The organism is Streptomyces sp. NPDC007205 (assembly GCF_040634095.1).
Classification (GTDB): Bacteria; Actinomycetota; Actinomycetes; order Streptomycetales; family Streptomycetaceae; genus Streptomyces.
In genome coordinates, this window is record NZ_JBEYEW010000001.1 from 483,375 (window position 1) to 509,872 (window position 26,498).

Annotated in this window: 20 protein-coding genes and 3 pseudogenes; 10 read left to right on the forward strand and 13 right to left on the reverse strand. The window is 72.4% G+C overall.

The window, feature by feature from the left end; genetic code table 11:
• Positions 1-21: 21 nt before the first annotated feature.
• From ABZ624_RS02155 to ABZ624_RS02170, 4 genes and pseudogenes are all read right to left on the reverse strand, one after another.
• Positions 22-708 (reverse strand): annotated as a pseudogene (locus tag ABZ624_RS02155) (SAM-dependent methyltransferase).
• 85 nt (positions 709-793) lie between these two features.
• A complete protein-coding gene (locus tag ABZ624_RS02160) occupies positions 794-1,987 on the reverse strand; it encodes an acyltransferase (protein WP_360081655.1) in 1,194 nt (397 codons plus the stop codon).
• Between the two features lie 309 nt (positions 1,988-2,296).
• Positions 2,297-3,250 (reverse strand): Ku protein, encoded by a 954-nt coding sequence (locus ABZ624_RS02165; protein ID WP_360081656.1) that lies wholly within the window; start codon positions 3,248-3,250, stop codon positions 2,297-2,299.
• A gap of 38 nt (positions 3,251-3,288) precedes the next feature.
• Positions 3,289-4,338: a hypothetical protein gene (locus ABZ624_RS02170; protein WP_360081657.1), complete on the reverse strand. Its 1,050-nt coding sequence runs from the start codon at positions 4,336-4,338 to the stop codon at positions 3,289-3,291.
• A gap of 229 nt (positions 4,339-4,567) precedes the next feature.
• On the opposite strand from ABZ624_RS02170, the gene ABZ624_RS02175 reads away from it, so the two are divergent.
• The 4 genes from ABZ624_RS02175 (at position 4,568) to ABZ624_RS02190 (ending at position 10,071) form a co-directional block, all read left to right on the forward strand.
• Positions 4,568-5,722 (forward strand): abortive phage infection protein, encoded by a 1,155-nt coding sequence (locus tag ABZ624_RS02175; protein WP_360081658.1) that lies wholly within the window; start codon positions 4,568-4,570, stop codon positions 5,720-5,722.
• Between the two features lie 707 nt (positions 5,723-6,429).
• Positions 6,430-6,867, forward strand: coding sequence for a Fur family transcriptional regulator (locus ABZ624_RS02180; protein ID WP_360081659.1), 438 nt, complete (start codon positions 6,430-6,432; stop codon positions 6,865-6,867).
• A 33-nt stretch (positions 6,868-6,900) separates the two neighbouring features.
• Positions 6,901-9,126, forward strand: a complete 2,226-nt coding sequence (gene katG, locus ABZ624_RS02185) for a catalase/peroxidase HPI (protein ID WP_360081660.1) — start codon at positions 6,901-6,903, stop codon at positions 9,124-9,126.
• A gap of 231 nt (positions 9,127-9,357) precedes the next feature.
• A complete protein-coding gene (locus ABZ624_RS02190; RefSeq protein ID WP_360081661.1) occupies positions 9,358-10,071 on the forward strand; it encodes a DUF4232 domain-containing protein in 714 nt (237 codons plus the stop codon).
• Between the two features lie 394 nt (positions 10,072-10,465).
• Here the strand turns inward: ABZ624_RS02190 and ABZ624_RS02195 are convergent, their stop codons facing one another.
• The 4 genes and pseudogenes from ABZ624_RS02195 to ABZ624_RS02210 all read right to left on the reverse strand — a co-directional run.
• Complete coding sequence (locus tag ABZ624_RS02195) at positions 10,466-10,753, reverse strand: hypothetical protein (RefSeq protein ID WP_360081662.1); 288 nt, start codon at positions 10,751-10,753, stop codon at positions 10,466-10,468.
• A 96-nt stretch (positions 10,754-10,849) separates the two neighbouring features.
• Positions 10,850-11,785 (reverse strand): serine hydrolase, encoded by a 936-nt coding sequence (locus tag ABZ624_RS02200; RefSeq protein WP_360081663.1) that lies wholly within the window; start codon positions 11,783-11,785, stop codon positions 10,850-10,852.
• The gene (locus tag ABZ624_RS02205) at positions 11,782-12,765 is read right to left on the reverse strand and encodes a LysR family transcriptional regulator (RefSeq protein WP_360081664.1); all 984 of its coding nucleotides are present in this window, start codon (positions 12,763-12,765) and stop codon (positions 11,782-11,784) included. The genes ABZ624_RS02200 and ABZ624_RS02205 overlap by 4 nt, the downstream gene beginning before the upstream one ends.
• Positions 12,766-12,931: 166 nt before the next feature.
• Positions 12,932-13,614 (reverse strand): annotated as a pseudogene (locus ABZ624_RS02210) (substrate-binding domain-containing protein); the annotation flags it as partial.
• Here ABZ624_RS02210 and ABZ624_RS02215 point away from each other — a divergent pair.
• The 6 genes and pseudogenes from ABZ624_RS02215 to ABZ624_RS02240 all read left to right on the forward strand — a co-directional run.
• A pseudogene (locus ABZ624_RS02215) lies at positions 13,612-13,748 on the forward strand (antibiotic biosynthesis monooxygenase); the annotation flags it as partial. The pseudogenes ABZ624_RS02210 and ABZ624_RS02215 overlap by 3 nt on opposite strands.
• 281 nt (positions 13,749-14,029) lie before the next feature.
• Positions 14,030-15,550, forward strand: a complete 1,521-nt coding sequence (locus ABZ624_RS02220; RefSeq protein ID WP_360081665.1) for a serine/threonine-protein kinase — start codon at positions 14,030-14,032, stop codon at positions 15,548-15,550.
• A 9-nt stretch (positions 15,551-15,559) separates the two neighbouring features.
• Positions 15,560-15,991, forward strand: coding sequence for a hypothetical protein (locus ABZ624_RS02225; protein ID WP_360081666.1), 432 nt, complete (start codon positions 15,560-15,562; stop codon positions 15,989-15,991).
• Positions 15,992-16,459: 468 nt separating this feature from the next.
• Positions 16,460-17,410 carry a class A beta-lactamase gene (gene bla / locus ABZ624_RS02230; RefSeq protein WP_360081667.1) on the forward strand — a complete coding sequence of 317 codons (951 nt, stop codon included), beginning with the start codon at positions 16,460-16,462 and terminating at the stop codon, positions 17,408-17,410.
• A gap of 274 nt (positions 17,411-17,684) precedes the next feature.
• The gene (locus tag ABZ624_RS02235; RefSeq protein ID WP_360081668.1) at positions 17,685-17,867 is read left to right on the forward strand and encodes a hypothetical protein; all 183 of its coding nucleotides are present in this window, start codon (positions 17,685-17,687) and stop codon (positions 17,865-17,867) included.
• 120 nt (positions 17,868-17,987) lie between these two features.
• Positions 17,988-18,878, forward strand: a complete 891-nt coding sequence (locus ABZ624_RS02240; protein WP_360081669.1) for an SDR family oxidoreductase — start codon at positions 17,988-17,990, stop codon at positions 18,876-18,878.
• Between the two features lie 2 nt (positions 18,879-18,880).
• Here the strand turns inward: ABZ624_RS02240 and ABZ624_RS02245 are convergent, their stop codons facing one another.
• The 5 genes from ABZ624_RS02245 to ABZ624_RS02265 form a co-directional block, all read right to left on the reverse strand.
• Positions 18,881-20,440: a N,N-dimethylformamidase beta subunit family domain-containing protein gene (locus ABZ624_RS02245; protein ID WP_360081670.1), complete on the reverse strand. Its 1,560-nt coding sequence runs from the start codon at positions 20,438-20,440 to the stop codon at positions 18,881-18,883.
• Positions 20,441-20,585: 145 nt separating this feature from the next.
• Entirely contained in the window at positions 20,586-21,599 is a 1,014-nt protein-coding gene (locus ABZ624_RS02250) for a hypothetical protein (protein ID WP_360081671.1), read from the reverse strand.
• A 125-nt stretch (positions 21,600-21,724) separates the two neighbouring features.
• Entirely contained in the window at positions 21,725-23,548 is a 1,824-nt protein-coding gene (locus tag ABZ624_RS02255) for an alkaline phosphatase family protein (protein ID WP_360081672.1), read from the reverse strand.
• Between the two features lie 176 nt (positions 23,549-23,724).
• On the reverse strand, positions 23,725-24,975 hold the full coding sequence (efeB, locus tag ABZ624_RS02260) for an iron uptake transporter deferrochelatase/peroxidase subunit (protein ID WP_360081673.1): 1,251 nt from the start codon (positions 24,973-24,975) through the stop codon (positions 23,725-23,727).
• Entirely contained in the window at positions 24,972-26,180 is a 1,209-nt protein-coding gene (locus tag ABZ624_RS02265) for an EfeM/EfeO family lipoprotein (protein ID WP_360081674.1), read from the reverse strand. The genes efeB and ABZ624_RS02265 overlap by 4 nt, the downstream gene beginning before the upstream one ends.
• Positions 26,181-26,498: the final 318 nt, after the last annotated feature.

The following is a 26,498-nucleotide window of genomic DNA, read 5'->3' on the forward strand; positions in this document are numbered from 1 at the left end:
CGGGCCGTGTCGGTGGGCCGACTACCCCGGATCACGCCGGACTTTCCTGGCTGTTGCCGACGTCACCCGTGCGTGCGATCCGGCCGGGAACTCCCGGAAGGACGCGGCCGGCTGACCGGGACGGCGGAACAGGGCCGTCCGGAGGGGTCCTCCGCGAACAGCGCGGAGTCCGCCGGTTGCTGCCGCATCGCGCGCAGTGCGATCCCCTCCGGTCCGGGGAACATCCGGCGCAGTGACCAGGGTGTGCGGGCGAGCCCGCCGTGCGGGCCGCGAAGTGCCCGCCGGGCGCCGGCACGCGTCCCGGCAGCGCGAGACGGCTGACGCGGCGGTGTGGGGGCAGAGGGTGGAAGCAGCCGGAGTCGTAGACCAGGTCGTACGGCCCGCGCGGCTCGGCCGTGGCCCGCGTGGTCAGGGAAAAGGGCGCCGCCGCAGTGGAACCGCACGCCGCCCCGGCCCCGACCTCGCCTTCCGCGATGCCCATCGACGCTCCCGTCTCCCGAGCACGCTCCTCGGCCCACGCGAGCGCGGCGGGGGAGAGACCGACGGCGTCCACCGGTCCGGGCAGGACAGCTGGTGCTCGTCCGGCTTCGCCGCGAAGAACGGCACCGGTCTGTCCGGGTCCGTGCAGAAGGCGCCCCACCAGGCGGCCGCGCCCTGGCTCCAGAGGTCGGCCTCCGGCGTGAACAGCCCGCCCAGCAGGCAGGGCACCGCCGGGCGCCTGAGAGCGTGGCGGAGGGAGGCCGGGGCCACCCCCCGGGAGGCCGGTCGGCAGACCTTCAGGACCTCACCCTGCTCAGTCCCGTGCCGCGACCGGTGCTTCCCCGTGTGTCTCCACGTGTGCCTCCACCGGGTCCGGCGGGGGCGTGGGGCGGCGGCGTCGGCGCAGCAGCAGACGTCTTGCCGGGCACTCCACCGCCTCGTACAGGACCCAGGACAGGCCGAGCGAAAGGGAGAACGCGACCGTGGTGACCGCCACTCCCGCGAGCAGCCCGAAGTGCGGCTTCGCCCCGAGCAACTGGGTGCCGGCGCGCAGCACCAGCAGATGGATCATGTAGAAGGCGAACGACAGTTCACCGAGCCGTACCAGCCGCCTGCGCCGCCACAGCGAGGGCAGCCCCTGGACGTCCGCGACCGCCGCGGCCGGGATGAGCAGCGAGAACCCGACGATGGTGCACACCGTGGCGGAGTAGCCGGGCGTGACCTGCGGGACGAGGAAGTAACCGATGATCGCCAGGGCGAGCGACGCCTCGAGACCGGGCCCGCGCCACCGGCCGAGCAGCACCAGCCGCGCGGTGACCGCGCCGAGGACGAACTCCGGCAGCCGGGCCGCGGGGAAGGAGTACAGCGCGTATGTCCACCAGTGGTGGGCGTCCGCCCAGGCCAGCACGATGATCGCCGCCAGCGACAGCGCGCCCAGCGCGGCCGAACAGCGCGCGCCGAGCCGGCGCAACAACAGGAACAGCAGGGGGAAGGAGGCGTAGAAGAACGCCTCGCAGGCAAGGGACCAGCTGACCGGGTTCAGCGTCTGCCACCAGGGGCGCCACCAGGAGTGGAGCAGCAACAGGTTGGACAGGGCCTGTTTGGGCGTCGGCCTCGGCTGGTGCGCCAGCGAGTACGCCATGACGAGGGCGACGGCCAGGGTGACCAGGTGCACGGGGTAGACGCGCGCGATACGCCGCCGCCAGAAGGCGAGCGCGCGGTCGCGGGGCCGTGCCGACCAGGTCAGTACGAAGCCGGACAACACGAAGAAGAAGGACACCCCGGTGGCACCGGCACCGAAGCCCCAGGTCACGAGGCGGCCACCGGTACCGCCGAAGTAGCCGAAGTTGTTCACGTGCAGTCCGAACACCAGGAGCGCCGCCATCCATCGCAGCCCCGTCAGGGACGGCAGTGAGGGCATGGCGGTGGCCGGGGAATCCCTGGCGGTCGTCTCGCCGGTACGGGCGGGCGGCGTCGTCCGGAGCGCCCGGGTCGTCGCCGTGGTCATCGAATCACCTGCCGCAGAGGGTTGGCGTGGGGCATGAAGGGGTACCTTGCCCGTTCACCCCTGGTCCATCACGTCACATGGCAAACATCACACTCGCTGCCGAACGACGGACCCCTCCCTGATGCCACGGACGGCCGGACCGGGTGCACCCGTACGAGTGATCATCGCACACCGCCTTGATCCGCCGGCACACATCGGCAGTGACCTCTGTCCGCCCAACCCGGAACTGGCGCCCGTAGAGGCGGAGTTGGACCCGAAACTCGCCTACGCGGGACCAGCGGGCCGCCGCCGGTGTGAGTCCGGTGACGGTCAGGCTGCTTTGCGGGTGAGCGCGTTGACGAGCTGATCCCGCGTCATCTTCGATCTGCCGGGTACGCCGGCGGCGCTCGCGCGTGCGTACAGCTCGGCCTTCGACAGAGAGGCCAGGTCGTCGGCCTGCTTCCTGCCGGAGGCCTGTGTCCCGCCGCCCCTGCGGCCCCGGGACCGGCTCTGCTCGACGCTCCGGCTGAGCGCCTCCATGAGATCGATGACGTTGGTCGCCTCCGGCGGCTCCGGTTCGCCGACGACCTCCTCGCCCTTCCGCTTCGCGGCGACGAGCTTCTTGACCCGTTCCTCGTAGGTGTCGTGGTAGTCCCCGGGGTCCCAGTCGATCGTGAGGGCGTCGATCAGCTGCTCGGCCGTCCGCAGCTCCTTGCTGCCGGCCCTCGCGTGCCGCTCCGGCAGCTCGGGCACCACATCGGCGGGGTCGCGCACCTCGTCGGACCAGTGCAGGGTGTGCAGGACGAGCACGCCCGGCTGCGCACGCAACGCGGTCAGGTACTCCTTGCCGCGCATGGTGAGCGTGGCGATCCCGGCCTTGTCCGAGCGGTCCAGCGCCGCCCGCATCAGCTCGTACACCTTCACGTACTCCTTGCCGCGCGGGCCGACGTAGTACGTGCGGGCGAAGTGCACCGGTTCGACCTGGTGGAGGTCGACGAACCCGGCCAGGTCGATCACCTTCGACCGCCCGGGCGCGATCTCCTCCAGCTCCTCCGGCTCCACGACGACGTACTCGCCCTCGTCGATCTCGTATCCCTTGACGATCTTGTCTGGGGCCACCTCCTTGCCGGTGCGCTCGTTGACCCGCTTGTTGCGGATCCGGTCCGAGGTGCCGCGCTGCAGCTGGTGGAAGTGCACGGTGTGGTCCTCGGTAGCGGTGTACAGCCCCACGGGCAGGGTGACCAGCCCGAAGGTCAGGACACCGGTCCAGATCGGTCTCGCCATCGCTCCTCGCCTCCTGTCCGGGGCCGCCCGTCACGGTGCTACCTGGTGACCAGCCGGTGCGCACGGCCCGGGGACGCGCGGGCCGCCCGTTCCGCCTGGGCCGCGGCCGTCTCGGCGTGCCGCCGCGTCTGCCGTACGGCGCGATCGGCCTGCCGGGCCCGGTCGCGAGCCGCCTGCTCGTCCGTACGCGCCTGCCGCTGCTCCTCCTCGGCAGCGCGCAGCTCCGCGCGCAGCTCACGCACGCGCTCTTCCGCCGCGGCCACCCGGTCGCCGGCCTCCTCCGTCTCCCGCTCGGCGGCCCGGGCCTTCGCCTCACAGGCGCGCAGGTCCCGCTCGGCGTCACGGGCGGCTCTGCGGGCCTCGCCGAGACGCCGCCGGTGTGCCAGCTCGTCCTCGCGCACCTCCGCCGCGCCGCGCTTCCTCCCGTCCGCCCCGCGCCCGCCGGCCCCCTCGCCCTCGGTGTGCTGCGTTCCTGCCCCGCGTCCGCCGGTTCCCTCGCCTTCGGAGTGCTGCCTTTCTGCGCCGCGTCCGCCGGTCCTCTCCTCTTCGGCGCGCTGCTTCGCTCTGGTCGCCGACGGGGCGGTGGGGCGGCGTTCGAGGACCCCCTCGTCGGTCTCCGGAAACCCGGACGTGGAGCTGAGGGGCTTCACGAGCCGTCCCGCCGACCACTCCCGGGCGGCCTCCGGATCGGCGAGCACGGCGTGCAGGGTCTCCTCGACCTCACGCTGGACGCCCTCGCCCACCGGACGCCCGGCCTGCGCCGCCAGCCGCCGGGCCTGCCGCCCGAGCGTGCCGATCACCTCGCTCTGCCGGCGGGCGAGCTTGCGCAGCTGCGGACCGTCCAGTTCCCGATGGGCCCGCCGCAGCTCCTCGCCGAGGGTCAGCAGAGGCTCGACCTCCTCCCGTTGCCGGCGTACGAGGAGATTGCTGACCCAGGCTCCCAGGCTCGGCCGCCGCAACGCGCCGATCTGCTGGGCGAGGGCCTGGTCACCGGCCTTGCGGGCGTCCAGGGCGTGGCGATCGCGGGCGGCGACGAAGTCCTCCGGCCGCAGCCCGTACAGCTCGTCGGCGACGGCGTCCAGGTCCACCAGCGTCCCTCTCGACGGCCACCTTCGGGGTGGGAGTCCGAGTTTCTCACCATGAGGGGTTTATGTGGCGTAGATACGGCTTTATCCATGTGGGGCGGGACCATGAAGGCGGACGCGACCTTTGATGCCGGCCCTGTCATCCTTCGGCGCCGGACGGTCATCTTTCGGTCCCTCGCCGTAGACCGTCGGCGGACGGCTCCGGGGCGGGCGGGCCCGGCAGGGTGACCGTATGCAGAGGAGCAAGGGGATCAAGCGCGCACAGTTCCTGGCCGGCATGGCGTCCGCGGGCCTGGCCGCGACCGTGCTGTCGTCGGGCGAGGCCCGCGCCGCGCAGGGCGGACCGCGCCGGGGACCGCGTCACGGACTGCGCCACCACGGGGTCGTGTACACCGTGGGCGCGGGGGAGATGCCGGGCACGGCCTTCAGCGCGGCCCGGATGCGCGAGGACATCCGGGTCATCCGCGACGAGCTGCACGCCGACACCGTCGATGTGACGGGCGACGGGGTGGAACGGCTCACAGCCACCGCCACCGAGGCGGCCGAACGGGGACTGCGTGTCTGGCTGCAGCCGACCCTCGGTGACGTCCCGGAACGCGACATCCTGGAACACCTCGCCGAGACCGGCCGGTTCGCGGAGCGGCTGCGGCGGCACGGTGCGGCCGTGGACCTCAGTGTGGGCTGCGAGTTCTGGCTGTTCGTGCCCGGGATCGTCCCCGGCGACACCGTCTTCGAACGCATCCGGAACCTGCTCGACGGCAAGGTGGACCCCGCCGCGATGCAGCGCCGCCTCGACCGGTTCACGGCGAAGGCGGCCGTGGTCGGGCGGTCCGTCTTCCACGGCCGGCTGAGCTACGCCGCCGCGCAGGACGACAAGGTCGACTGGCGCCTCTTCGACATCATGGGCATCGACTACTACTCGTACTTCCCTCACCGGGCCGACTACACAAGGGAGTTGAGCCGCTATCTGCGCTGGGGCAAACCGCTGGCCATCACCGAGTTCGGCACCTGCGCCTACGTCGGGGCGCCCCAGACCGACGGCATGGGCTGGGACGTCGTCGACTACGACAAGAAACCCCCGGAGATCAAGGGTGACCTGGTCCGCAGCGAGCGCACCCAGGCGGCCTACCTGACGCACCTGCTCGACGCCTTCTCCTCGATGGACCTGTACGCGGCGATGGCGTTCGAGTTCGTGACCCCTGACGCCCCGCACCGCCCGGGCGACCCGCGCCACGACCTCGACCTGGCGAGCTACGCCCTCACCAAGACCCTCAAGGACCACCCGGAGGACCCCGCCTCCGGCTGGCACTGGGAACCGAAGGAGGCCTTCCACGCCCTGGCCCGCCGATACCAGTACGCCCGAGCCGGACGCGGGGACGTCCGCTGATCCGACGCTGGCCGTCCTTGCCGGAGTTCGGCTGTCTCGTACGACACCCTGGGCCGGGCCGAGGACGACCGGGTGGAGGCGAGGCCCCTGCGTCGGGCCGGGTGCCCAGGCAGGTGTTCGTTCACCACCGTGCCGGCCGCTCTGAGCGACCCCATTCGGCCGGCCGTCGTCGCCCGTCTCGCCGACGCCGCACCCGGCGGCGAACCGGCCCGGACTGCTCGACCTCACCACCCCGCAGGGGCGTGAGGTGATCGCCGGTCGGCGACCGAAGTCCGACTGACGCCCCGTTCGTACCGGCGTGCCGGGTGCTTGCCCGCTCCGTGCGGCATCGCGCCGGTGCCGCAGTCGGCGTACCGGTGTCGCAACCGGCGTACAGGGGTGAGCCCGCAGCGATCGCAAGCCGCCCATCGGATGACCGTCACTCCGGCTCACCCGTTCGGAGGATCGTCCGGCTTGCCGCACGGCCGTCGCCGATCCGGGGCCACATGATGCGGGCATGTCCCGGACCCACCCGCCGACCCGCTCCGCCGCCGAGCGCTGTGCTGCCCGCTCCCTCGGCCAGTGCCCTGCGAACGCAAACGCGAAGGCGAACGTCCGGGCAGGTGAGGGGGCGAACGCGGAGATGGCCGGCAGGCGACGGAACGCGACCAAAATTGCATCGTTCGTTTTCTTGAACCCTTCGTGTTTATGAGGGTAGGTTCCCCCTCATGACCGCCTCCCCGACCCCGACCACCGCCGAGGAGCTCCGCGGTGCCGGCCTGCGCGTGACGGCGGCCCGCGTCGCGCTGCTGGAGACCGTCCGGGCGGGCGACCACCTCGGCGTCGAGGCGATCGCCTCCGGGGTCCGCGACCGCGTAGGCCACATCTCCCTGCAAGCCGTCTACGAGGCCCTGCACGCACTCACCGCGGCGGGTCTGGTCCGCCGTATCGAGCCGGCCGGTCACCCGGCCCGGTTCGAGGGGCGTGTGGGGGACAACCACCACCACATCGTGTGCCGGTCCTGCGGTGCCGTCGCCGACGTCGACTGCGCGGTCGGCGACGCGCCCTGCCTGACCGCCTCCGACCACCGCGGTTTCGCCATCGACGAGGCCGAGGTCGTCTACTGGGGCACGTGCCCCGACTGCTCCACCGGCCACAGTTCCTGAGCACCGAGTTCCGCACAGTTCGGAAGGATTGCCATGACTGAGAACCACGACGCGATCGTCACTGACCCGAAGGCGCAGGGGGCGAGCGGCGGCTGCCCCGTCGCCCATGACCGAGCTCTGCACCCGACGCAGGGTGGTGACAACCGCCAGTGGTGGCCGGAGCGGCTGAACCTGAAGATCCTTGCCAAGAACCCGCCCGTGACGAACCCGCTCGGTGCGGAGTTCGACTACGCCGAGGCGTTCCAGAGCCTCGACCTTCCGGCCGTGAAGCAGGACATCGCCGAGGTGTTGACCACCTCGCAGGACTGGTGGCCGGCCGACTTCGGCCACTACGGCCCGCTGATCATCCGCATGGCCTGGCACAGCGCGGGCACCTACCGCATCAGCGACGGCCGCGGCGGGGCCGGCGCCGGCCAGCAGCGCTTCGCGCCGCTGAACAGCTGGCCGGACAACGCCAACCTGGACAAGGCCCGCCGCCTGCTGTGGCCGGTGAAGAAGAAGTACGGCCAGAAGATCTCCTGGGCCGACCTGATGATCCTCGCCGGCAACGTGGCCCTGGAATCCATGGGCTTCGACACCTTCGGCTTCGGCGGCGGCCGCGAGGACGTCTGGGAGGCGGAGGAGGACATCTACTGGGGCCCCGAGACCACCTGGCTGGACGACAAGCGCTACACCGGCGACCGCGAGCTGGAGAACCCGCTCGGCGCCGTCCAGATGGGCCTGATCTACGTCAACCCCGAGGGCCCCAACGGCAATCCGGACCCGCTGGCCGCGGCCCGCGACATCCGTGAGACGTTCCGCCGCATGGCGATGAACGACGAGGAGACCGTCGCGCTGATCGCCGGCGGCCACACCTTCGGCAAGACCCACGGCGCCGGCCCCGCCGACGCGGTGGGCGCCGACCCCGAGGCCGCCGGCTTCGAGGAGCAGGGCCTCGGCTGGAAGAGCACCCACGGCACCGGCAAGGGCGCGGACGCCATCACCTCCGGCCTGGAAGTGACCTGGACCGCCACGCCGACCCAGTGGGACAACGGTTTCTTCGACATCCTCTTCGGCTACGAGTGGGAGCTGACCGACTCCCCGGCCGGCGCCAAGCAGTGGGTGGCCAAGGACGCCGAGGCGATCATCCCGGACCCGCAGGACCCGTCGCAGAAGCGTCTCCCGACGATGCTCACCACCGACCTCTCGCTGCGCTTCGACCCGATCTACGAGCCGATCTCCCGCCGGTTCCACGAGAACCCCCAGGAGTTCGCGGACGCCTTCGCCCGCGCCTGGTACAAGCTCACGCACCGTGACATGGGCCCGAAGTCGCTCTACCTCGGCCCGGAGGTCCCGGAGGAGACGCTGATCTGGCAGGACCCGCTGCCGGCGCGCGAGGGCGAGCTGATCGACGACGCCGACGTCGCGACCCTGAAGACCAAGCTGCTCGACTCGGGCCTGTCCGTGTCCCAGCTGGTCACCACCGCCTGGGCGTCCGCCTCCACCTTCCGTGGCAGCGACAAGCGCGGCGGTGCCAACGGCGCCCGTATCCGCCTGGCCCCGCAGCGCGGCTGGGCGGTCAACGAGCCCGACGAGCTGGCCCAGGTGCTGCGCACCCTCGAGGGCATCCAGCAGAACTTCAACGCCTCCTCCGGCGCCAAGAAGGTCTCCCTGGCCGACCTGATCGTCCTGGGCGGTGTCGCCGCGGTCGAGAAGGCCGCCAAGGAGGGCGGCTTCGAGGTCCGGGTGCCCTTCACGCCGGGCCGGGTGGACGCGACCGAGGAGCACACCGACGCCGAGTCCTTCGAGGCGCTGGAGCCGACCGCGGACGGCTTCCGCAACTACCTCGGCAAGGGCAACCGTCTGCCGGCCGAATACCTGCTGGTCGACAAGGCGAACCTGCTGACCCTGAGCGCGCCCGAGCTGACGGTGCTCGTCGGTGGTCTGCGCGTGCTCGGCGCCAACCACCAGCAGTCCCAGCTCGGCGTCCTCACCAAGACGCCCGGCGTCCTCACCAACGACTTCTTCGTCAATCTGCTCGACATGGGCACGACCTGGAAGTCGACCTCCGAGGACCAGACCACGTTCGAGGGCCGCGACGCCGTCACGGGCGAGCTGAAGTGGGCCGGCAGCCGCGCCGACCTGGTCTTCGGCTCCAACTCCGAGCTGCGTGCGCTCGCCGAGGTCTACGCCTCCGACGACGCGAAGGAGAAGTTCGTCGAGGACTTCGTCGCGGCGTGGGACAAGGTCATGAACCTGGACCGGTTCGACCTGGTCTGAGCATCGCTCCGAGGGCGTCCGGCCCGACCTGCACAGGTCGGGCCGGACGCCCTTGCCGTACCCCGGGGGGCGGGGTCTTCCCCCCTCTGCCCCTCACGGAACTGTCACAGCTGATCCACAACGGTCACAGCTGATCCACAGCGGAAACCCGGGGGCTGCCGGCTCTGTCTCCCTCGATGAGCACCGGCAGGGAGCCGGTCGCACCACGAACACCGGACATCGGGGGACCCCATGCAGCACCGCAACACCATTCGCCTCGCCGCGTCGGCGACGGCCGTGATCGCCGCCGCGCTGTCGCTCACGGCATGCGGGCCGGGAGACGGCGACGGGACGGCCAAGACGCACTCCGCGCCCCCGGCCTCCGCCGCCCCGTCCCGCACCGCCCCCACCCCCGCGAGTCCCGGCCCCACGGCGACGTCGGCCTCGGGGTCCTCCTCCGGCGGCAGGTCGACCACTCCGGCCGCCCCGGTCTCTCCCGCGTCCCACGCCACGGCCGCTACGGCGCCGCGGTGCACAGTGTCGGCCGTGAAGGCGGCGGCCTACCAGGCGGCCGACCGTCCGGTCGGCACCGGCACGGGCGCCGCGATAGTCGAGTTCACCAACGTCTCCGCACACGCGTGCGTCCTGCAGGGCCACCCGACGGTGGCCGGCGCGGGCAACGGTTCCCCCGAGCACAACAGCCCGCTGAAGGTGACCCCCACGGGCGCGGCATCGGCCGTGCGCCTCGCGCCGGGCGGCAAGGCATGGGTCAAGCTGACCTTCCACCAGGTCCAGGGCGAGGGCGACGGCTACTGCAAGTCCGGCGCGAAGCCCGCCGTCTACCCGACGCTCGTGGTCGGCCTGCCCGGCGCCGGAGCCCACCAAGTCACGCTGAACGACGGGGAGTTCGCCGAGTGCGACAACACCGTCGTCGCGACGGCGGTCACGGCGGTGAAGCCTGCCTGACCGGCACTCCATCAGCGGGCGGCCCGGCACAGACGGCGGCCGGGCCGTCCGCCCCACCGTTGCGATCCCGTCCGGCATCCGAGGATCGCCGCCCGAGACGCCCGCGACCAGCACGGAGCGCCCACCCCTCCCGATCCGGCCAAGGGTGCGGGCGTACAGGTCCCGGCCGGCCACGCCGCACGGAGCACCGCCGGCCTGCCGCGGGGCCGAGCCTTCCCGGCCGCGTAGGCACAGTGGGGGCCCTTCCGCCGACCGCGCCGGAGAGGACGCAGCCACGACGGGGCCCTCCGCAAGCCGGCGGCCCGGAGCCGCCGTCCCGCCTGCACGTACCGCCTCCCCCAGGTCGCCGGTCGGCGCTGCCCGCGACCGGGACCGACTGTCTCGTCAGGCCTTGTCAGGTTTCAGGCCTTGTCGGGCATCCCACGTCGCGGTGATGGACGACGACCAGCGCCAGGCACACCGCGACGAGCAGCCAGGCGGCGTAGGTGCTCCATGAGCCGGCGATCGTCTGGGGGTAAGGCCCCGGGCCGAAGAGATGGCTGTCGTTGAAGACGTCGGGCAGCAGGAGAAGCATCCCGGCGGTGGTGACCAGGTTGGTCGCGGTGTGCCGGATCACCGCGCCGAAGCCCATGCCGATGAGCGCGAACACCGGCGCGAGGAGGGCGGAGACGGGCGGGAACAACCACGACGCGCCCGCAGCCGCCGGACAACCCCAACCCCGGCGCGCCCGCAGCCGCCGGACAAACCCACCCGGACGGCGCCGACGCGAACGCCTTCTTCACCGGCGCAACACCTCAAACGCCTCCCGCCCGGCGACCCCGATCGCAAGGTCGACATCCGCCGCAAGCCCAGCGCAGCGCCCCGCACGGGTCAGTGCAGCCACCGCCACCCGATCCCCCGACTCCGCCTCGACCACACCGATCTCGTGTCGCAGATGCAGAAACGTCCCCGTCTTCCCGCTCCACCGCAATGTGTCCGCCCGTAACTCGTTGGCCAGCCGGTGCGTGAACACCTGCAGGCCCATCAGCCGCCGCAACTCCGCCGTCGCCCCGGGAACGGAGATCTCATCGCACCACACCCGCCGCAACAGCCCCACCAACGCCGCGGCCGACCCCACGTTCGCGGACGCCGGATCCAGGGTCTCGATGGTGTGCCGGCCCGTCCGCTCGTCCCGCACGGCCAGCTCCAGCGCGAGGGAGAAATCGTTCCCCGCCGCCCCGACGGCGCACTCGTACATGTGGTTCATCCGGTGCCGCATCCGGATGTCCCCGCACCCCCAGTCACGCAGCCGCGCGTCCACGTCCGCCACCGGCACCAGTTCCAGCAGGGTGTCCGCCGCCGCGTTGTCGCTCACCGACAGCATCTGCAGGAGCAGGTCGCCGACGGCCACGGTCGCCGGGTGCCGGAACGCCGCGAGCCCCGTGGGACCCACGCTGCTGCGCGCCGGATCGACGGTCACCGGGTGCGCCGGGTCGAGGCCCCCGGCCGCGATCCGGTCCAGTACGACGAGGGCGAGCGGGACCTTCACCACCGACGCGAGCGGCATCATCTCCTCGACGTCGAAGCCGAGTCGTTCGCCCGTGTCCAGGTTCCGTGCGAGGAACGACCCACGCACACCGAGGGCCGCCCAGTCCGCGGCGATCGCCTCCGCGACGTCCAGGAGGGCGCCGTGGTCGCCGACGTACACCGGGTGGTGCACCGGTGCCGCGCTCATCCGCGTGCCGCCAGTCGCGCGGGGGCGTCCCCGGCGCCGGGGCCCGGTGCGCCGGGACCGGTGACGACGGCTCCCACGGCCGACGCCAGCAGCGGCGCCAGCCAGTCCGGCACGCCCGCCACGCCGGCCCGGTCCGGGGCGGCGCTCACGTCGTACCCCCGGTGCAGTGACCGGTCGCCCAGCGGTGCCCACCGTGCCCCGTGCTGCCGGGCGAACGGTTCGGCGCACAGCAGCAGCGCCCGCCCGGCCAGGGTGTCGGCGAGCGCGGTGGCGGCGGACCCGGCCGGCCGGAACCGGCCCGGGGGCAGCCCGGCCCGGGCTGCTGCACGCTCCAACCGGTCCTCGCAACTGGGCATGTGGTCCTCCAGCAGGGTCAACACGGGCAGTGGCGGCGGGGGTTCGGGAGTACGGCGCCGGCGGGGCCGCAGATCCTCCAGATGGACCGAGCGCAGGGGGCCGTCGTACGCCGGAAGCCGCTCGTCGTCCGCTGCCTCGGGCGCCGACGCCAGGCCCAGCGGCACCCGCAACGTGCCCCGCTCCGGAGGAACCCGCACGAGCGCGTAGCCGAGCGAGCCGTCGGCCAGCCCGGAAACCCTTTCCTGCGGCGGCAGTTCACGCATGCCGAGGGTGATTCCGCGCTCGGCGCCGGCGCGGATCGCGCGTGCCAGCGCCGCCGGGGCGCAGTGCGCGGGCACCCCGACGGCTCGCATCCGCGTCCGCCCGGCCGCACCGGCGACCTGCCGCAGCCGCTGCGTCCGGTCCAGCACGTCCCGCGCGTACGGCAGCAGCAGCAACCCCAGCTCCGTGGTCGTGATCTGCCGCCGCGCACGGTCGAACAACAGGCCGCCGAAGTGCTCCTCCAGCGTCTTTATACGGCGGCTTAGCAAAGGCTGGGCGATACCGAGCCGGTCCGCCGCCCGGGAGAAGCTCGCTTCGTCGGCCGTCGCGACGTACGCCTCGAGGTGCGCCAGGAGATCCACCCTGCACTCATATCAATATGGCATCTGATGCGTCCACCTGGCGGCGGTCGTTCCTGATGGCAAACGTGCAGGTCACAGTGCCGGATCCCCGGAGTGGACCGGGGCTTTTGCTTCGCCCGTGCGGATCGCCATGTGAACCTGCGTCCTTTGATGGCGCGTCATGTTCTTACGGCACCGCGGGTGCGGGTCGCTCGCCCGAGCCGCGGACGATCAGGCGGGTGGGGACGGCGACGGTGCGGGCGCGGGAGCGGTCGCCGTCGAGGCGGGACAGGGCGGTGGTCGCGGCCGCCCTGCCGATTTCCTCGGGGTCCTGGGCGACGACGGTCAGGGCCGGTTCGAGTGCCTCGGCGAGCGCCACGTCGTCGAAGGCGACGAAGGCGACGTCCTTCCGTTCCGTGCGGGAGAGTTCGGCGACCATACCCAGCGCCACCATGTTGTTGCCGGCGAACAGGGCCGTCGGGGGATCCTCCAGGCCGAGCAGCTGGGAGGTGGCTGCGGCGGCCCCCTGCTGGTCGTGGGCGCTGGTGACCAGGGAGCGGTCGTAGGGCAGACCGGCTTCCTCCAGGGCCGCTCGGTATCCGGCGAGGCGCTCGCGGCGGGTGTACAGCTTGAGGGGCAGGTCGCCGACGAAGCCGATACGCCGGTGGCCGTGGGCGATGAGATGGGCGACCCCGTCGTGGGCGCCCGCCCGGTTGGAGCTGACGACGCTGTCCGCGGACAGGCCGACGGCCGGCCGGTCGATGAAGACCACGGGCAGCCCCGCGGCGCGATGGGTCTTCAGGTGGGAGTGGTCGGTGCCGACGGACGGCACACCATCAGGATGCTGACGCGGCGGGCGAGGAACTTGTCTTCGAGGTCTACCGGGAGGAGGACGCCTTCCAGGCACAGCGGAAGGCCCCGTACGGCGGCCGGTCAACGCCGCCCTCGCCCCACTGATCGAGGAGGACGCCTCCACCCTCACCTTCCTCGACCCCCTGGCATGAGGTGATCGGCCCGCGTCGGAGTCAGCACGGCAGCCGACCGCCGTAGCGGCTATGAGACTCCACATATGCCCGGGGACCGCGCCGGGCGTCGCTAGGGCACGCGCCTCCCCCTTGATTGCCTACAGTGCACGCTCCTGACCGGGCCGAAACCGGCTGCCCATGGCCCGGATACCGTGCCGGCGGGGAAGGCCGCTGTCACGTCCCTGTAAGCGGTACGGGTTAGGGTGCTTCTGCAAATGTCAGGTCATGCTCAGGCATGCAAGGAGCGCGGAGGTCCCACGGTGTCGGATCTGGGGCGGCTCATAGCCAACCGATACCGGTTGGTGGAGCGTGTGGGCCGTGGCGGCATGGGCACCGTCTGGCGAGCCGAGGACGAGCTGCTCGGCCGGCACATCGCGGTCAAGAAGCTGCATGTTCCGCCGCACCTGCACGACGACGAGGTCCAGCGGCTCCACGAGCGCACCCGCCGGGAGGCCCGCAGTGCCGCCCGGATCACCCACCCCAACGTCATCGTGGTGCACGACGTCGTCGATGACGAGGGGCTGCCGTGCATCGTCATGGAGTACATACCCTCCGTCACCCTGGGCGACCTCCTCAAGGAGCAGGGCACGCTTGCGCCCGGCGAGGCGGCCCGGATCGGCCGCGCCATGGCCGCCGCGCTGCGCGCCGCGCACGACGCCGGAGTGCTGCACCGGGACATCAAGCCCGCCAACGTCCTGCTCGGGCACGACGGACGGATCGTCCTCACCGACTTCGGCATCGCCGTGGAAACCGGAACGCCGTCACTGACCAGGACGGGCGAGCTGGTCGGCACCATCCACTACCTGGCACCCGAACGCCTCCGGCCCGGGACCACCGAGCCCGGCCCCGCATCCGACCTGTGGGCCCTCGGCGCCACGCTGTACCAGGCCGTCCAGGGGTCGCCCCCGTTCCAGCGGGGCACCCCGATGGAGACGGCCTACGCCATCGCCACCGAGGAGATCCCGCCCGCCGGCAACGCCGGGCACCTCACCCCCGTCATCGAGGGCCTGCTGGTCAAGGAACCCGAGCGGCGCATGGACGCCCACGAAGCCGAACGCCTCCTGCGCCGTGCGGCCGAAACGAACGCCGACCTGGACTACCCGCCCACGCAGGTGGACGCGCGTGTCCGCTCGACCACGCAGATACCGGCGCCTGCGGCCAGCCCCGCAGCTCCCGCGCGACGAGGTCGAAAGCGCGGCCGCCGCATGACGCTGTGGAGCGTCTCGACGGTGGTGGTGGCCGCCACCATCACGGGCGGCGTGCTCTGGCGCGGGAGCGGTGACGCTGCGCCGCCCGCCCGCCCGTCGGCGACTCCGAGTGCTTCCTCATCGCCGTCGCTGCCGCCGGTTCCGCGCGGATACCACCTGGAGCAGACGGCCCCGGGCGTCTCCGTCCCCGTACGGGACGGCTGGACCTCCAAGAGCCTGCCCGGAGACGAGGTCGGCTACATCTCCGGGCTGGCCGGCCTGAGGATCAGCGTCGTCCAGTTCGCGGGCGGCGATCCGGTCCGGCACTGGCAGGAGACCGAAGAGGCCCAGACACGCCGGGACAACCCGGGCTATGAACGCGCCAGGATGGAACGCACGACCTTCCGGGGACGGCCCGCCGGCTACTGGGAGTTCACGTTCGAGGGCAGGGTACGCAAGTACCGGGCGGTGGAGCTGGCCTTCAGCGGCACCGACGGCACGCAGTACGTGATCTTCCTCTCTGCGCCGAACGAGCAGTGGAACCGGTACCGGCCGGTCTTCGACACTGCGGTCAGGGGAATCCGCCTCGCATAGGGTGTCGGCATGTCGCTGAGCCACATACTCCTCTCGTCCGGTCGTTCGATCGAGCTCACCGAGCTGCGGATGTCTTCGACCTACGGAGGGATGCTGGAGGGCTACCCGTGCAAGCCCATGAACGACATGAAGGTCAGCGGCCTCCGGCGGGAGGCCGAACGCTCGTTTCCCTCCACGCCGGTTCATCTCGTTCCGCCCTTCCGCGAGTACCCGGACCAGACCGCTGGCGCCTTCGGCCCTGTTGAGGTGCTGCCTTCCGTGGCTTGCGTCGGCGTCTTCCGCTCGACAGCGGTCGCTCCCGAGCTCGACCCGGTGCTGCACCGTTCCGCCCTCACCGTCGTCTGGTTCCAGCCCATCCCGGACGTACCGTCAGGCGAGGATGCTGATCTTGCGCTTCGCAGCATTCGCTGGGAGGAGCTGGCCCAGGACTACGAGCTCTAGCGACGCATGCTGATCACAGCCACTCGTTGATGGCCGCGACCGGGCGAGTACGCGCGCCCGCCGGTCGGCAGGGTAGGGATGCCGCCGGATCAGCCCGGATGAGCCCACGTTCCTCCAGGTCATCGAGGACGCCGATGATCCGGGCCTTGTCGGCACCGATGTCCCGCGCCAACGCGGCCTGCGTCCGCACCGGTTCGTCGTCGAGCCCGAGCAGTCAGACAATCCGCGAGTACCCCGCTCAGCGAGTATGCCGGCGCGCCGGGGGACACTCCCGGTCACCGGGCTGGATCTCAGTTCACTCGCAGCGGCATGAACCGGTGTCCTCGCAGGCCGGAGAGACGGCTTCTCATAGCAATAAGACATGCAGCGTTAAAAGTTTCCTCTTGGACATGGGAGGAGTCCGCCTGTTTCGCTGGTCCCGTCGAAGATCCACGACTGCGATCACGGACCACCAGGAGGACTGTGCCCATGACCGGCTCCCACCGCCCCAGCTCCCAGGGCCCCGGCCCCCGCCCCATGGCCCGCCGCGGTCTGTTCAGGGCGGGCCTCGTGCTCACCACCGCGGCCGTCGCGGCGGGCGCGGTCTCCGAAGCCGCCGCCTCGGCGACCGCCGACAGTGAACAGCGCAGCGCCGAAGCCGAGTTGACCGCGCTGGAGCAGCGGCACGGCGCTCGGCTCGGTGTCTACGCACGCAACATCCGCACCGGCCGGACCGTGGCGCACCGGGCGGGGGAGCGGTTCGCGATGTGTTCGACGTTCAAGGCGTTCGCCGCTGCGGCGGTGTTGCGCGACCACGGCGGCTGCGCGCCGCTGGACAAGGTGATCCACTATCCGCCGCACGACATCCTGCCCAACTCGCCGCGCACCCAGGAGCACGTGGACACCGGCATGACCGTGGCGGACCTGTGCGCGGCGGCGATCCAGTACAGCGACAACGCGGCCGGCAACCTGCTGCTCCGCCAGATCGGCGGACCCGCCGGACTCACCCGCTTCTTCCGTTCGCTTGGCGACCGGGTGAGCCGGCTCGACCGGTGGGAGACGGATCTGGGCAGTGCGGTCCCCGGGGACCCGCGCGACACCACGACCCCGCAGGCCCTCGGCCGCAGCTTCGAGCGGCTCACCCTGGGCCGGGCACTCGCCCGCGCCGACCGCGAACGGCTCGTCGGCTGGCTGAGGGGCAACACCACCAGTGCCGCGCGGTTCCGCGCGGGGCTGCCGCGCGACTGGGTGCTGGCGGACAAGACCGGCACCGGCGACTACGGGAGCGCCAACGACATCGGCGTGGCCTGGACGACCCGCGGGACACCGCTCCTGCTGACCGTGCTGTCGGCCAAGGGTGCCCAGGACGCACCGGCCGACGACGCGCTCGTCGCGGAGGCGGCGCGGATCGTGGCCCGCGTCCTGGCGCCAGGCGAGTAGCCGCCCGGCCCCCTCGGGCTATTCAGTCATCTGAATAGGAATCATGCAGGGCCCGCGCGACAGCGGGCGGGGTCGGCCCCTCCACCGGAGGCTCGTCCCAGACGCCCGGCAGGCCGCACTCGGAGGTGGTCCCGCACGCGCCGGCCCCCGTGCGGCGGTGACCGAGGGCACGGTTTCCCAGTACCGCCAGTAACATGATCACCTTGTCTCTGGGTGTACCAGTCAGTCAACTTTGGCGCCGTTCCCCGGGACGGCGCCCTGCCCGGAGATGTCGATGTCTTCTGTCAACGGCGCGTTGGAGAACGCGCGCCTCACCTACGAGCAGCACATGCGCACGTGCCGTCAGTGCCATGCCGACCGCGCGGCCTGTGCCGTGGCCAAGCATCTCCTGCGGATCTACAACCTCGCCCGCAGGGACCACATGCGCGCGGGAGGTCAGCACGCGGCGACGGACTGACGGCAGTGGGCCGTCACCGACCGGCCGCAGCGGGCCGTTACCGGCTTCCCGGGCTTTTCGGCCCGCGTGATCCGGGAACCCGGTCGCCTGTCCTGTCCGCCCGAGACGCAGGAGGCCACCGTGACGGACCAGCACGGTGACCGGCCGAACCCGGTCACCCAGCACGCCCGCCCAGACTTCCCCTCCCAGGAGCAGCCCCATCCGGGCTGGACCGGCCCGATGGACCCGCCGCCCGACCACGGCGAGGAGTCCTACCGCGGCGCGGGCCGGCTGGACGGCCGTAAAACCGTGATCACGGGCGGGGACTCCGGCATCGGCCGCGCGGTGGCCCTCGCCTTCGCCCGCGAGGGGGCCGACGTGCTGTTCACCCATCTCGCCGAGGAGGAGGACGAGGCCCGCGAGACGTCCCGGCTGGTGGAGGAGGCCGGACGCAAGGCGGTCGCCGTCTCCTGCGACATCCGCGAGGAGGACAACTGCCGGGCCCTGATCGGGCGGGCGGTCGCCGAGTTCGGCCGCGTCGACGTGCTCGTGAACAACGCCGCCTACCAGATGTCCCAGCCGGACGGCATCGAGGCGATCAGCACCGAGCAGTTCGACCGGGTCATGCGGACGAACCTGTACGGCATGTTCTGGCTCACGAAGTTCGCTCTGCCGCACATCCCGGCCGGCGGCTGCGTCATCAACTCGACGTCCGTGCAGGCCTACAAACCCAGCCCGCACCTGCTGGACTACGCGATGACCAAGGGCGCGATCGTCACCTTCACGCAGGGGCTCGCGCAGATGGTCGCCGAGCGCGGCATCCGGGTCAACGCGGTCGCACCGGGGCCGGTGTGGACGCCCCTGATCCCGTCGACCATGCCGGACACGGCGGAGTTCGGCAAGCAGGCACCGCTCGGCCGCCCGGCCCAGCCCGCCGAACTGGCCCCCGCCTATGTCTACTTGGCCTCGCCACAGGCGAGCTACATCACCGCCGAGATCCTCAACGCGACCGGCGGCACGCCGCTGCCCTGAGCTCAGGTCTCGCCGTACAGCGCCGCCGCGTTGGGGCGGGGTGGCGGCGCGTGCCGCGCCGCGGGTCCCTTGGCGAAGGTCCGCAGAAGGTTCTCCGTGGTGCGGGTGACGAAGGCGCGGGTACGGGCGTCCATGCCGTGGTCCCGCCCGAACATGCCCGTCCCGGCCACCAGGCCCTCCACCCAGCGCATGGTGCCGGTCGCGAACACGCCCGCGCCACCGACGGCCGTGTAGTACGCCGAGTCGCTGTGGCTCGGCCGCCCCTCGCACACCAGCGCCGAATGCGCGGTGATCTCCAGCGGGCCGGGGGTGGGCGCGCCGGGGGTGACCCGGTCGTACTCGACACCCACGAGATGCGCGAAGGCGTCGCCGGAGCGTACGCCGGTGCCGTCGTACAACCAGTGATCGGCGGCCCGGACGACATAGGGTGCGTCGACCGGATACCCCTCGTAGAGCACACCGGTCAGCGAGGACTCGGGATCCGCGGCGGGCGGGAGCCGGTAGTCGGTGGTGACCAGGGCCGGACGCGAGCCGTAGCAGGGGTCGGCACGGTAGTCGGTCTTGTAGCAGATCACCGTACGGTCGTCCGCGGCTTCCCCGGCCTCCAGCCGGACCCGGCGGAAGCAGGTGTTCGCGCCGAGGAAGGCGAGGTTCGCACCGGCGTCGCGGGCCGCGGCCACATGGGCCCGCTGCTGCGGCGTCCAGTACTCGTCGTGCCCCAGGCAGACCACGGCGTGCGCGCCCCGCAGCACCCCCGGATCCCGGTGGACGTCGAGGCCCGTGCTGTAGGCGAGCGGGATGCCCAGGCGCTCGGCCAGCACCACCAGCGCCCACTCGTACACCAGGAACTTCTCGGCGCCCTCGCCGTCGTAGGGGCGGTCGAAGCTCACCGCGAGGGAGCGGGTGGCGTACGCCCCGGAGGCGCCGGCGTAGAGGCTGCTGCCGCCCCAGCGGTTGTACGCCTGCCAGGTCGCCGGAGCGTGCAACAGGACCGTGCGGCCCGCGCCCTCGGCGGAGCGGACGATCAGGGGCACGTACCGCTGGTGGCCGCTGTCCGCCTCCAGCCGCAGCAGATATGCGCCCTCCGGCCAGCCGGAGGTGTCCACGGGCAGCGTCCTCGGCCAGTCGGCGCGCACGGTACGCGTCGCGGGCAGCATGCGCGGGGCCGGCCGGGAGCGGCCGGGTATGCGCTCCGACGCCCAGATCCGGCGGGCCCGCCGGCCGCCGTACCAGCCGACCCGGAACGCGGAGACGCGGAAGGAGGCGGCGGTCGTCGACACGTGCAGCCCGAACGCCTCGCCCGGCCTCACGCTCACCCGGTCCGTGTAGCCGGCCACGGCGTCCGGCGGCCCGGTCGGCCCCAGACGCCAGTCGGCGGTGCCCGGCGCGTCCTGCTCCGCCTCCGGCCGCAGCCGCCGGCCGCCCCGGGCGGTCGTGTCGTGCGGATGCGGCGGCGCGGCCGTGCACGCGGTGGCCGTGCCCAGGCCCAGACCGGTGCACAGGGCGAGAAATCGCCGGCGGCCGAGGCCGTCGGAGGGGGTTGTTTCGTGTCCCGGAGTCACATGACCCTCCCGGAGGCGTGTCCGCTCCAGCGTTCCGGCGTCCGCCCGCGCCCCGCAACCCCGCAACGAGCCGGAAACCCGGCGGTGGTGGGGCCGCTCCGGGGCGGCGAGGGCACGGGGGCCGCGCGGCCATCCGGGTGACGTGTCAGGCACGGAAGCCGATGTGCACATGGTCGTGGTGCGTCGGGTCGCTGAAGAACTGACCGGCGGCGCCGCCCGACAGCGGCACGGGACCGCCCACGTTGTACGACCCGGCGGCCGCCGCGCCCCGCATGAACCGCTCGATCAGACCGCGAGGCGTCGCCGGGTCGACGACCGGGTGGCCGTCGATCCGCCACACGTCGAAGGCCCGGCCGCGCGGATGGTCGCTGGGCCGGCTGGTGCCGAACACGTCCAGCGGATGCCCGGAGCGGACGACGCTCACCTCCAGCCGGTATGTCCGCGCCAGCGCGAGCATCGCCTCGGCCACGCTGGTGTGCACCTGACCGCTGCGCAGGTCCGCCGCGGCGGCGGGCGGCAGCACGATCCGGTCGTCGGACAGCGCGGCCCGCACCTCCGGCGCGAGTGAGCGTGCGGCCGGCCCGGGGTGCGCCGGACGCAGGGCGTCGACCGTCCAGCCGCGCCCCGACCGGGACAGGCGTACGTCGACGGTCGTCCCGCCGGCGCTCACCGTGCCACCGCGCCGGGTCCACTGCCGGCACACCACCAGCACACTGGCCGACCGGGACAGGATCCCGCCGTACTGCGCGTCCACGACCTGCAGCGCCGCCTGGTCCGCCGTCGGCAGCAGCGGACCCGCCTGCCCCACGAGGTTCCCCGGCAGCCCGAGCGCCGCGACCCGCGCCCGTGCCGCCGCGACTCCGCCGTGCCCGTCACCCCAGGCCCCGATCGCCTCCACCAGCTGTACGGCGCGCAGCTTCGCCGCAGGCTGGACCTCGGCGGACGTGGGCCGCCAGGGTCTGGTGCGGGGCAGAGCGGGCAACGGCGACGCCGGTGACGCGGACGGCGGCCTGGTGGGCGTCGCGGGCCCCTGGGGCGGGCGTTCGGGCGGAGCCGTACGGCCGGAGCAGCCCGCCACGCCGAACGCGACACCGGCCAGGGCACCGAGCACGGCACGCCGGCCGGGCGGGGGAGCGCCGGGCGCACACGGACGGGTCATACGGCCCAGTGTCCGACGCGCGGCCCGGGCTCGGCGACCGCGCGTACGCCCCGACGCCTGCGTCCGGCATGGCGTCGCGCCCCCGGACGACCTCCGGGGGCGCGGTCACTCGTGCTGGTACGGGCTCAGGCGGTGCCGTGCTGCCTGCGGCGCAGCGTCAGGTACGTGCCGGTCGCTCCCGCGGCCAGCAGGGCGCCCACGCCGAGGCCGACCGGCAGGACCGGGAAGCCGGAGGCGTCGGTCGAAGCGGCCGTGTTCTGCATGGCCGGACCCGGGGTGATGCTTGTGACCACCGGGGCGATGTGCCGGACGGGGCCGACGTGCCGCACGGAGCCGTCGGAGTTCAGCAGCACCTGCTTGTCGTTGGGGTGCCGGAAGTCGAACATGCCCGCCAGCGAGCCGGCCGTGGCGTCGAAGGAGTGGTCACCGATCCGGCCGGTGCTCCAGTTGTCCTCGATGAACCGGGTGATGGACGCCTGGTTCGTCAGGGTGTGGTCGACCTTGTTCACCTTGCTGTACGGCGAGATGACGAGCAGCGGCTGGCGGGTGCCGGGGCCGCAGCGGTCCGCGTAGCCGCCGGCCGCCTTCGGGCCCTTCTGGCAGGCCGGGCTGTCGGTGGCCTTGCCGTTGGAGCCGAGCGAGGTGTCCTTCGAGCCGTTGCGCGGGACGGCATAGGCGTGGTCGTACCAGCCGTCGGAGTCGTCGTAGGCGACCACCACCGCGGTGGACTTCCACTGCGGCGAGCTCTGGATCGCGTTGATCTGCTTCACCAGGAAGTGCTGCTCGTCGACCGGGTCGGAGTAGCCGGCGTGGCCGTCCTGGTACGCACCGGCCTTGACGAAGCTGACGGCCGGCAGCTTGCCCGCCTTCAGTGCGGCGGAGAAGTCGGTCAGGTCGTAGTTGTGGTTGGCCCGGCCGTTGTGGCCGATCTCCGAGACGCTCTTCGGCGCCAGGTGGTGCGGGTTCGCCGTCGACTTGTAGTACGAGAACGGATTGTGGTGCGGGCTGTAGTCGACCACGGCCGCGCCGCCCACGTTGGTGTGGGTGGTGTCGCACTTGGCGTACGAGCCGGACGTGCCGTTCCACGCGGTCGACGGACGGAAGCCGCCCTGGAACCAGCCCCAGCTCACCTTCCTGGCGTTGAGCAGGTCACCGATGTTCCTGCCCTGCATCGCCGCCAGCGCGTTGCTGCTGGTGTGGTCCTTGCCGGAGCAGTCGTCCCAGGCCGGGTCGGGGTCGTTGATCATCGTGCCGACACCCTTGGCGTCGGGCGACTGGACGGCGTACGGGTCCGGCTTCGCCGTCTGCTTGCCGGTGGCCGGGTCGACGGAGACGACGCCGTGCGTGTTGCCGGAGACCAGGTTGAGTGCGCCGGGTGTGGACGGGCCGTAGTTCGAGCTGTAGGAGCGGTCGCTCAGGGAGTAGTGCTGGGCGTAGTTCCACAGCGCGGTGACGGTGTTGCCGTCGTAGTAGTCCATCGCCAGGCCGGGTTCACCGAACAGGCCGCCGCTGCACTTGTCGACCTCGGTGTTCTGCACGAACTGGTCGGCCTTGCCGCCGTTGTAGGCGTACTGCTCGGCGCCGTAGGAGTGGTTCTGGTCGCAGGTCATCGCCTGGGACGGGGACAGCCGCTTGGGCGCGTACTGGTTCGGGTTGTGCTTCAGCAGCCCGGCGTGCGCGAGGGTGTCGATGTTCTTCGGGGTGTTCTTCGCCGCGTGGAACTTCGTGCCGTCGGTGTTGGCGGCCTTCGGGTACGTGGCGAAGTAGTGGTCGAAGGCGATGTTCTCGTCGAAGAGCACGACGACGTGCTTGACCGGCGTCGCGGTCGAGACCTGGCCTGCGGGCACGGCCGCCCAGCCGGGCGCGTTGCTGCCGAGCGCGGTGAGCGCGGCGGCTCCCGCGAGCGCGCCGAGACTGCGCAGCGCGGCTCGTGTTCCTCTGCTGGCCATGGTGGACTTCCCCTCCGGACTGAACGTTTGTGCGCTGTACGAGCACGGATGCTGCGCCCGTTGCGGGGCGCGTCGGCGGAGCCATGATGACCTGTGGGTGAACACCAAGTCAGGGATGTTGGGGCAAAACTTGACTGTGTGTTGACTTGGTCGCTCGCCGAGTTGTCCGGACAGGTTCAGCCCAACAGGGCACGTCCGTACCAGTCCGAGGCGTCCCGTACCCCGGGCAGCGCGTAGAAGTAGCCGCCGCCGAACGGGGTGATGTAGTCCGTCAGCGGTTCGCCCGCCAGCCGGTGCTGCACGGTCTCGAACTGCCGCTTCAGGTCCTGCTGGTAGCAGGTGAACAGCAGGCCCATGTCGAGGTTGCCGTTGGCGTCCATGCCCCGGTCGTAGTTGTAGGCGCGGCGCAGCAGGCGTTGGCCGGCCGTGCCGGGCGTGCGCGGGTTGGCGAGGCGTATGTGCGCGTCCAGCGGGATGACATCACCCTTGGGATCGTCGGCGTACTGCGGCGTGTCGTGCTCGTGGTCGCCGTCCAGCGGCGCGCCGGAGGAGCGCGCGCGGCCGAACATCCGCTCCTGCTCGCTGAGCGAGACCCGGTCCCAGAACTCCACCAGCATCCGGATCAGCCGTACGACCTGGTAGCTGCCGCCGACCGCCCAGTCCGGCTCGCCCATGCCCTGGCCCACCCACACCAGGCGGTTCATCTCGCGGGCGCTGGACGCGTCCGGGTTGGCGGTGCCGTCCTTGAAGCCCATCAGGTTCCGCGGGGTGCCGGTGGGCCGGGGCGGGCTGGAGAAGCCGTCCAGCCGCCAGCGGACCTGCATCGCGCCCCGGGTGTGCCGGGCGATATCACGCAGTGCGTGCAGGGTGATGTCCGGCTCGTCGGCGTGCAGTTGGAGGCTGAGGTCGCCGTGGCACCAGTCGGTCCGGAGGTCGTCGTCGGGGAAGGCGGGCATGGCGGTCAGCCGTCGGGGCCGGAGAGCGGCCAGCCCGAACCGGTCGTCGAAGAGCGAGGCGCCGACGCCGACGGTGACGGCCAACTGGCCGGAGGGCAGCGGGTCGCCGAGGACGCCGGAGTCGGCGGGCGGACCGGTGATGCCGGCCGGTGAGGGCGTCCCGCCGGAGGTGAGGAAGCGGGCCCGGTCGGTGAGCGTGCGCAGCAGGTCGGTGAGTTCCGCCCGGCTCCCGGCGGTCACGTCGAGGGAGGCGAACACGCAGGCCCGGCGCGGGGCCGCGAGGACCGACGTCTGGTGGACGCCGTGGAAGGGAGCGATCACGGCGCTGGTGCCGGCCGCGCCGTCCGGGGCGGCGGCAGCGCCCGTGGCGAGGCCGGCCCCGGCGAGGGCGGTGCCGCGCAGGAACCGGCGCCGGGCCAGGCCATCGGGCCGTCCGGCGCTGCTCACACGGTTGCTCGGACGGTCGTTCACACGGTCCTCCGCGGGTCGCACAGGGTGGCCACCGACGCCAGCCGCTCCACCAGGTCACCGAGGACCGCGTCGATCCGCTCCCGCCGGGCGCGGCTCAGACCGTCGAGCGGGGTCCAGCGGTCGCCGTGCCGGAAGCCGTCGAGGGTGTGCCGGGCCCGCTCCAGGTCCTTGTCCAGTCCCGGCAGATCCGCGTACCGGGTGGACAGCAGCGGGCGCAGCCGGGACAGCACCTCGCGCGTGCCGTCGAGGTTGGCGCGGGCGGTGGCGAGGTTGCTGCCGCTGCCGTAGTCGGTGCGGCCGGTCAGCTCGAACTGCACGGTGTTCTCCAGGATCTCGTGCGCGCGCAGACCCAGCTGGGCGGGGTCCATACGGGTCTGCGACCAGCTGTCCCGCAGCCCGGTCAGCGCCTTCATCAGCGCCGCCGCCGGGGCACGCAGCCCGGCGGCCGGCTCACCGTGCCACAGCCCGTACTCGACGCGGTGGAACCCGGCGAAGTCCTTGTCGTGCACCCCGCCGGGCAGGCCCGCGTCGGTGCCGTTGATCTCTGTGTCCGCGTCCCCGAAGGCGTCGTACGCCGCCCCCAGCCGCTCGTACTCCAGATGCGCCGGCAGCCAGGCCGACCGGGCGCCCGCGAGGTCGCCCCGGCCGATCGCGTCCCTGAGCCTCGTCGTGAGCCGGACGGCGTCGTCGAGGCCGCCGCCGACCCACTTCTGGTAGGCGAGGGAGGGCGGGATCAGGTCGTGCTGCGTGACGGGAGCGGCGCCCGGACCGCGCTGCCCGGCGGTGATGTGCACACTGGGTCCGGTGACGGCGTCGGCGTCGTCGGGCACGCACTTGAAGGCGTACGTCCCCTTGCCCAGCCGGACGGTCAACTGCCGGGTGGTACCGGGGCCGACGCCCTCCACCTCGCCGTACACCACCTGGCTGCCCGGGTCCTCCAGGTACACCTCGGCGGCGCCGTCGGAGGAGTTGTGCAGGTCGAAGGTGCGCACCCCGGGCTCGGGCCGGGTCCAGCCCCGGCCGCAGCGGCTCTCCGACACGTCGATGACGATGTGTCCCGGCGGGGCACCGCCGGCCCGGCCGTGCCGCGGGCCGCCCGGCGAGACCGCGAGCAGCGTGCCCGCGAGGACCACGGCGAGGACGACGAACACGGCGGGGGCCGTCCGGAGCCGGACGGACCGCGTGCCGAGGCGAGGCAACGGCATGGCGAGCCTTTCCGGGACGACGTACGCAGAGGGCTCATGGTAGACACCCCTCCGGATCCGAACAGCTGTCCCAAGGCGTCGATGGCCGAGAATTTCCCCGGGGTTCACCGTTGGGTGGCCGGACACCGGCGTGCAACCTGTGCATCGGCTGGCGCAGGTGGTGCGGGCGTGGGCGGCTGCACGCCGACGTCCGCCCCGCACGGCCGCCGCTTCCCGCGGCACCGTTGCCCCCGGCGGGTTCCGCCGCGCACCATGAGCCGGCACGGCCCGAGCCGGCTCGGCTGTGCCGGAGGAGCGATGCACCGTCCCGCCCTGCTC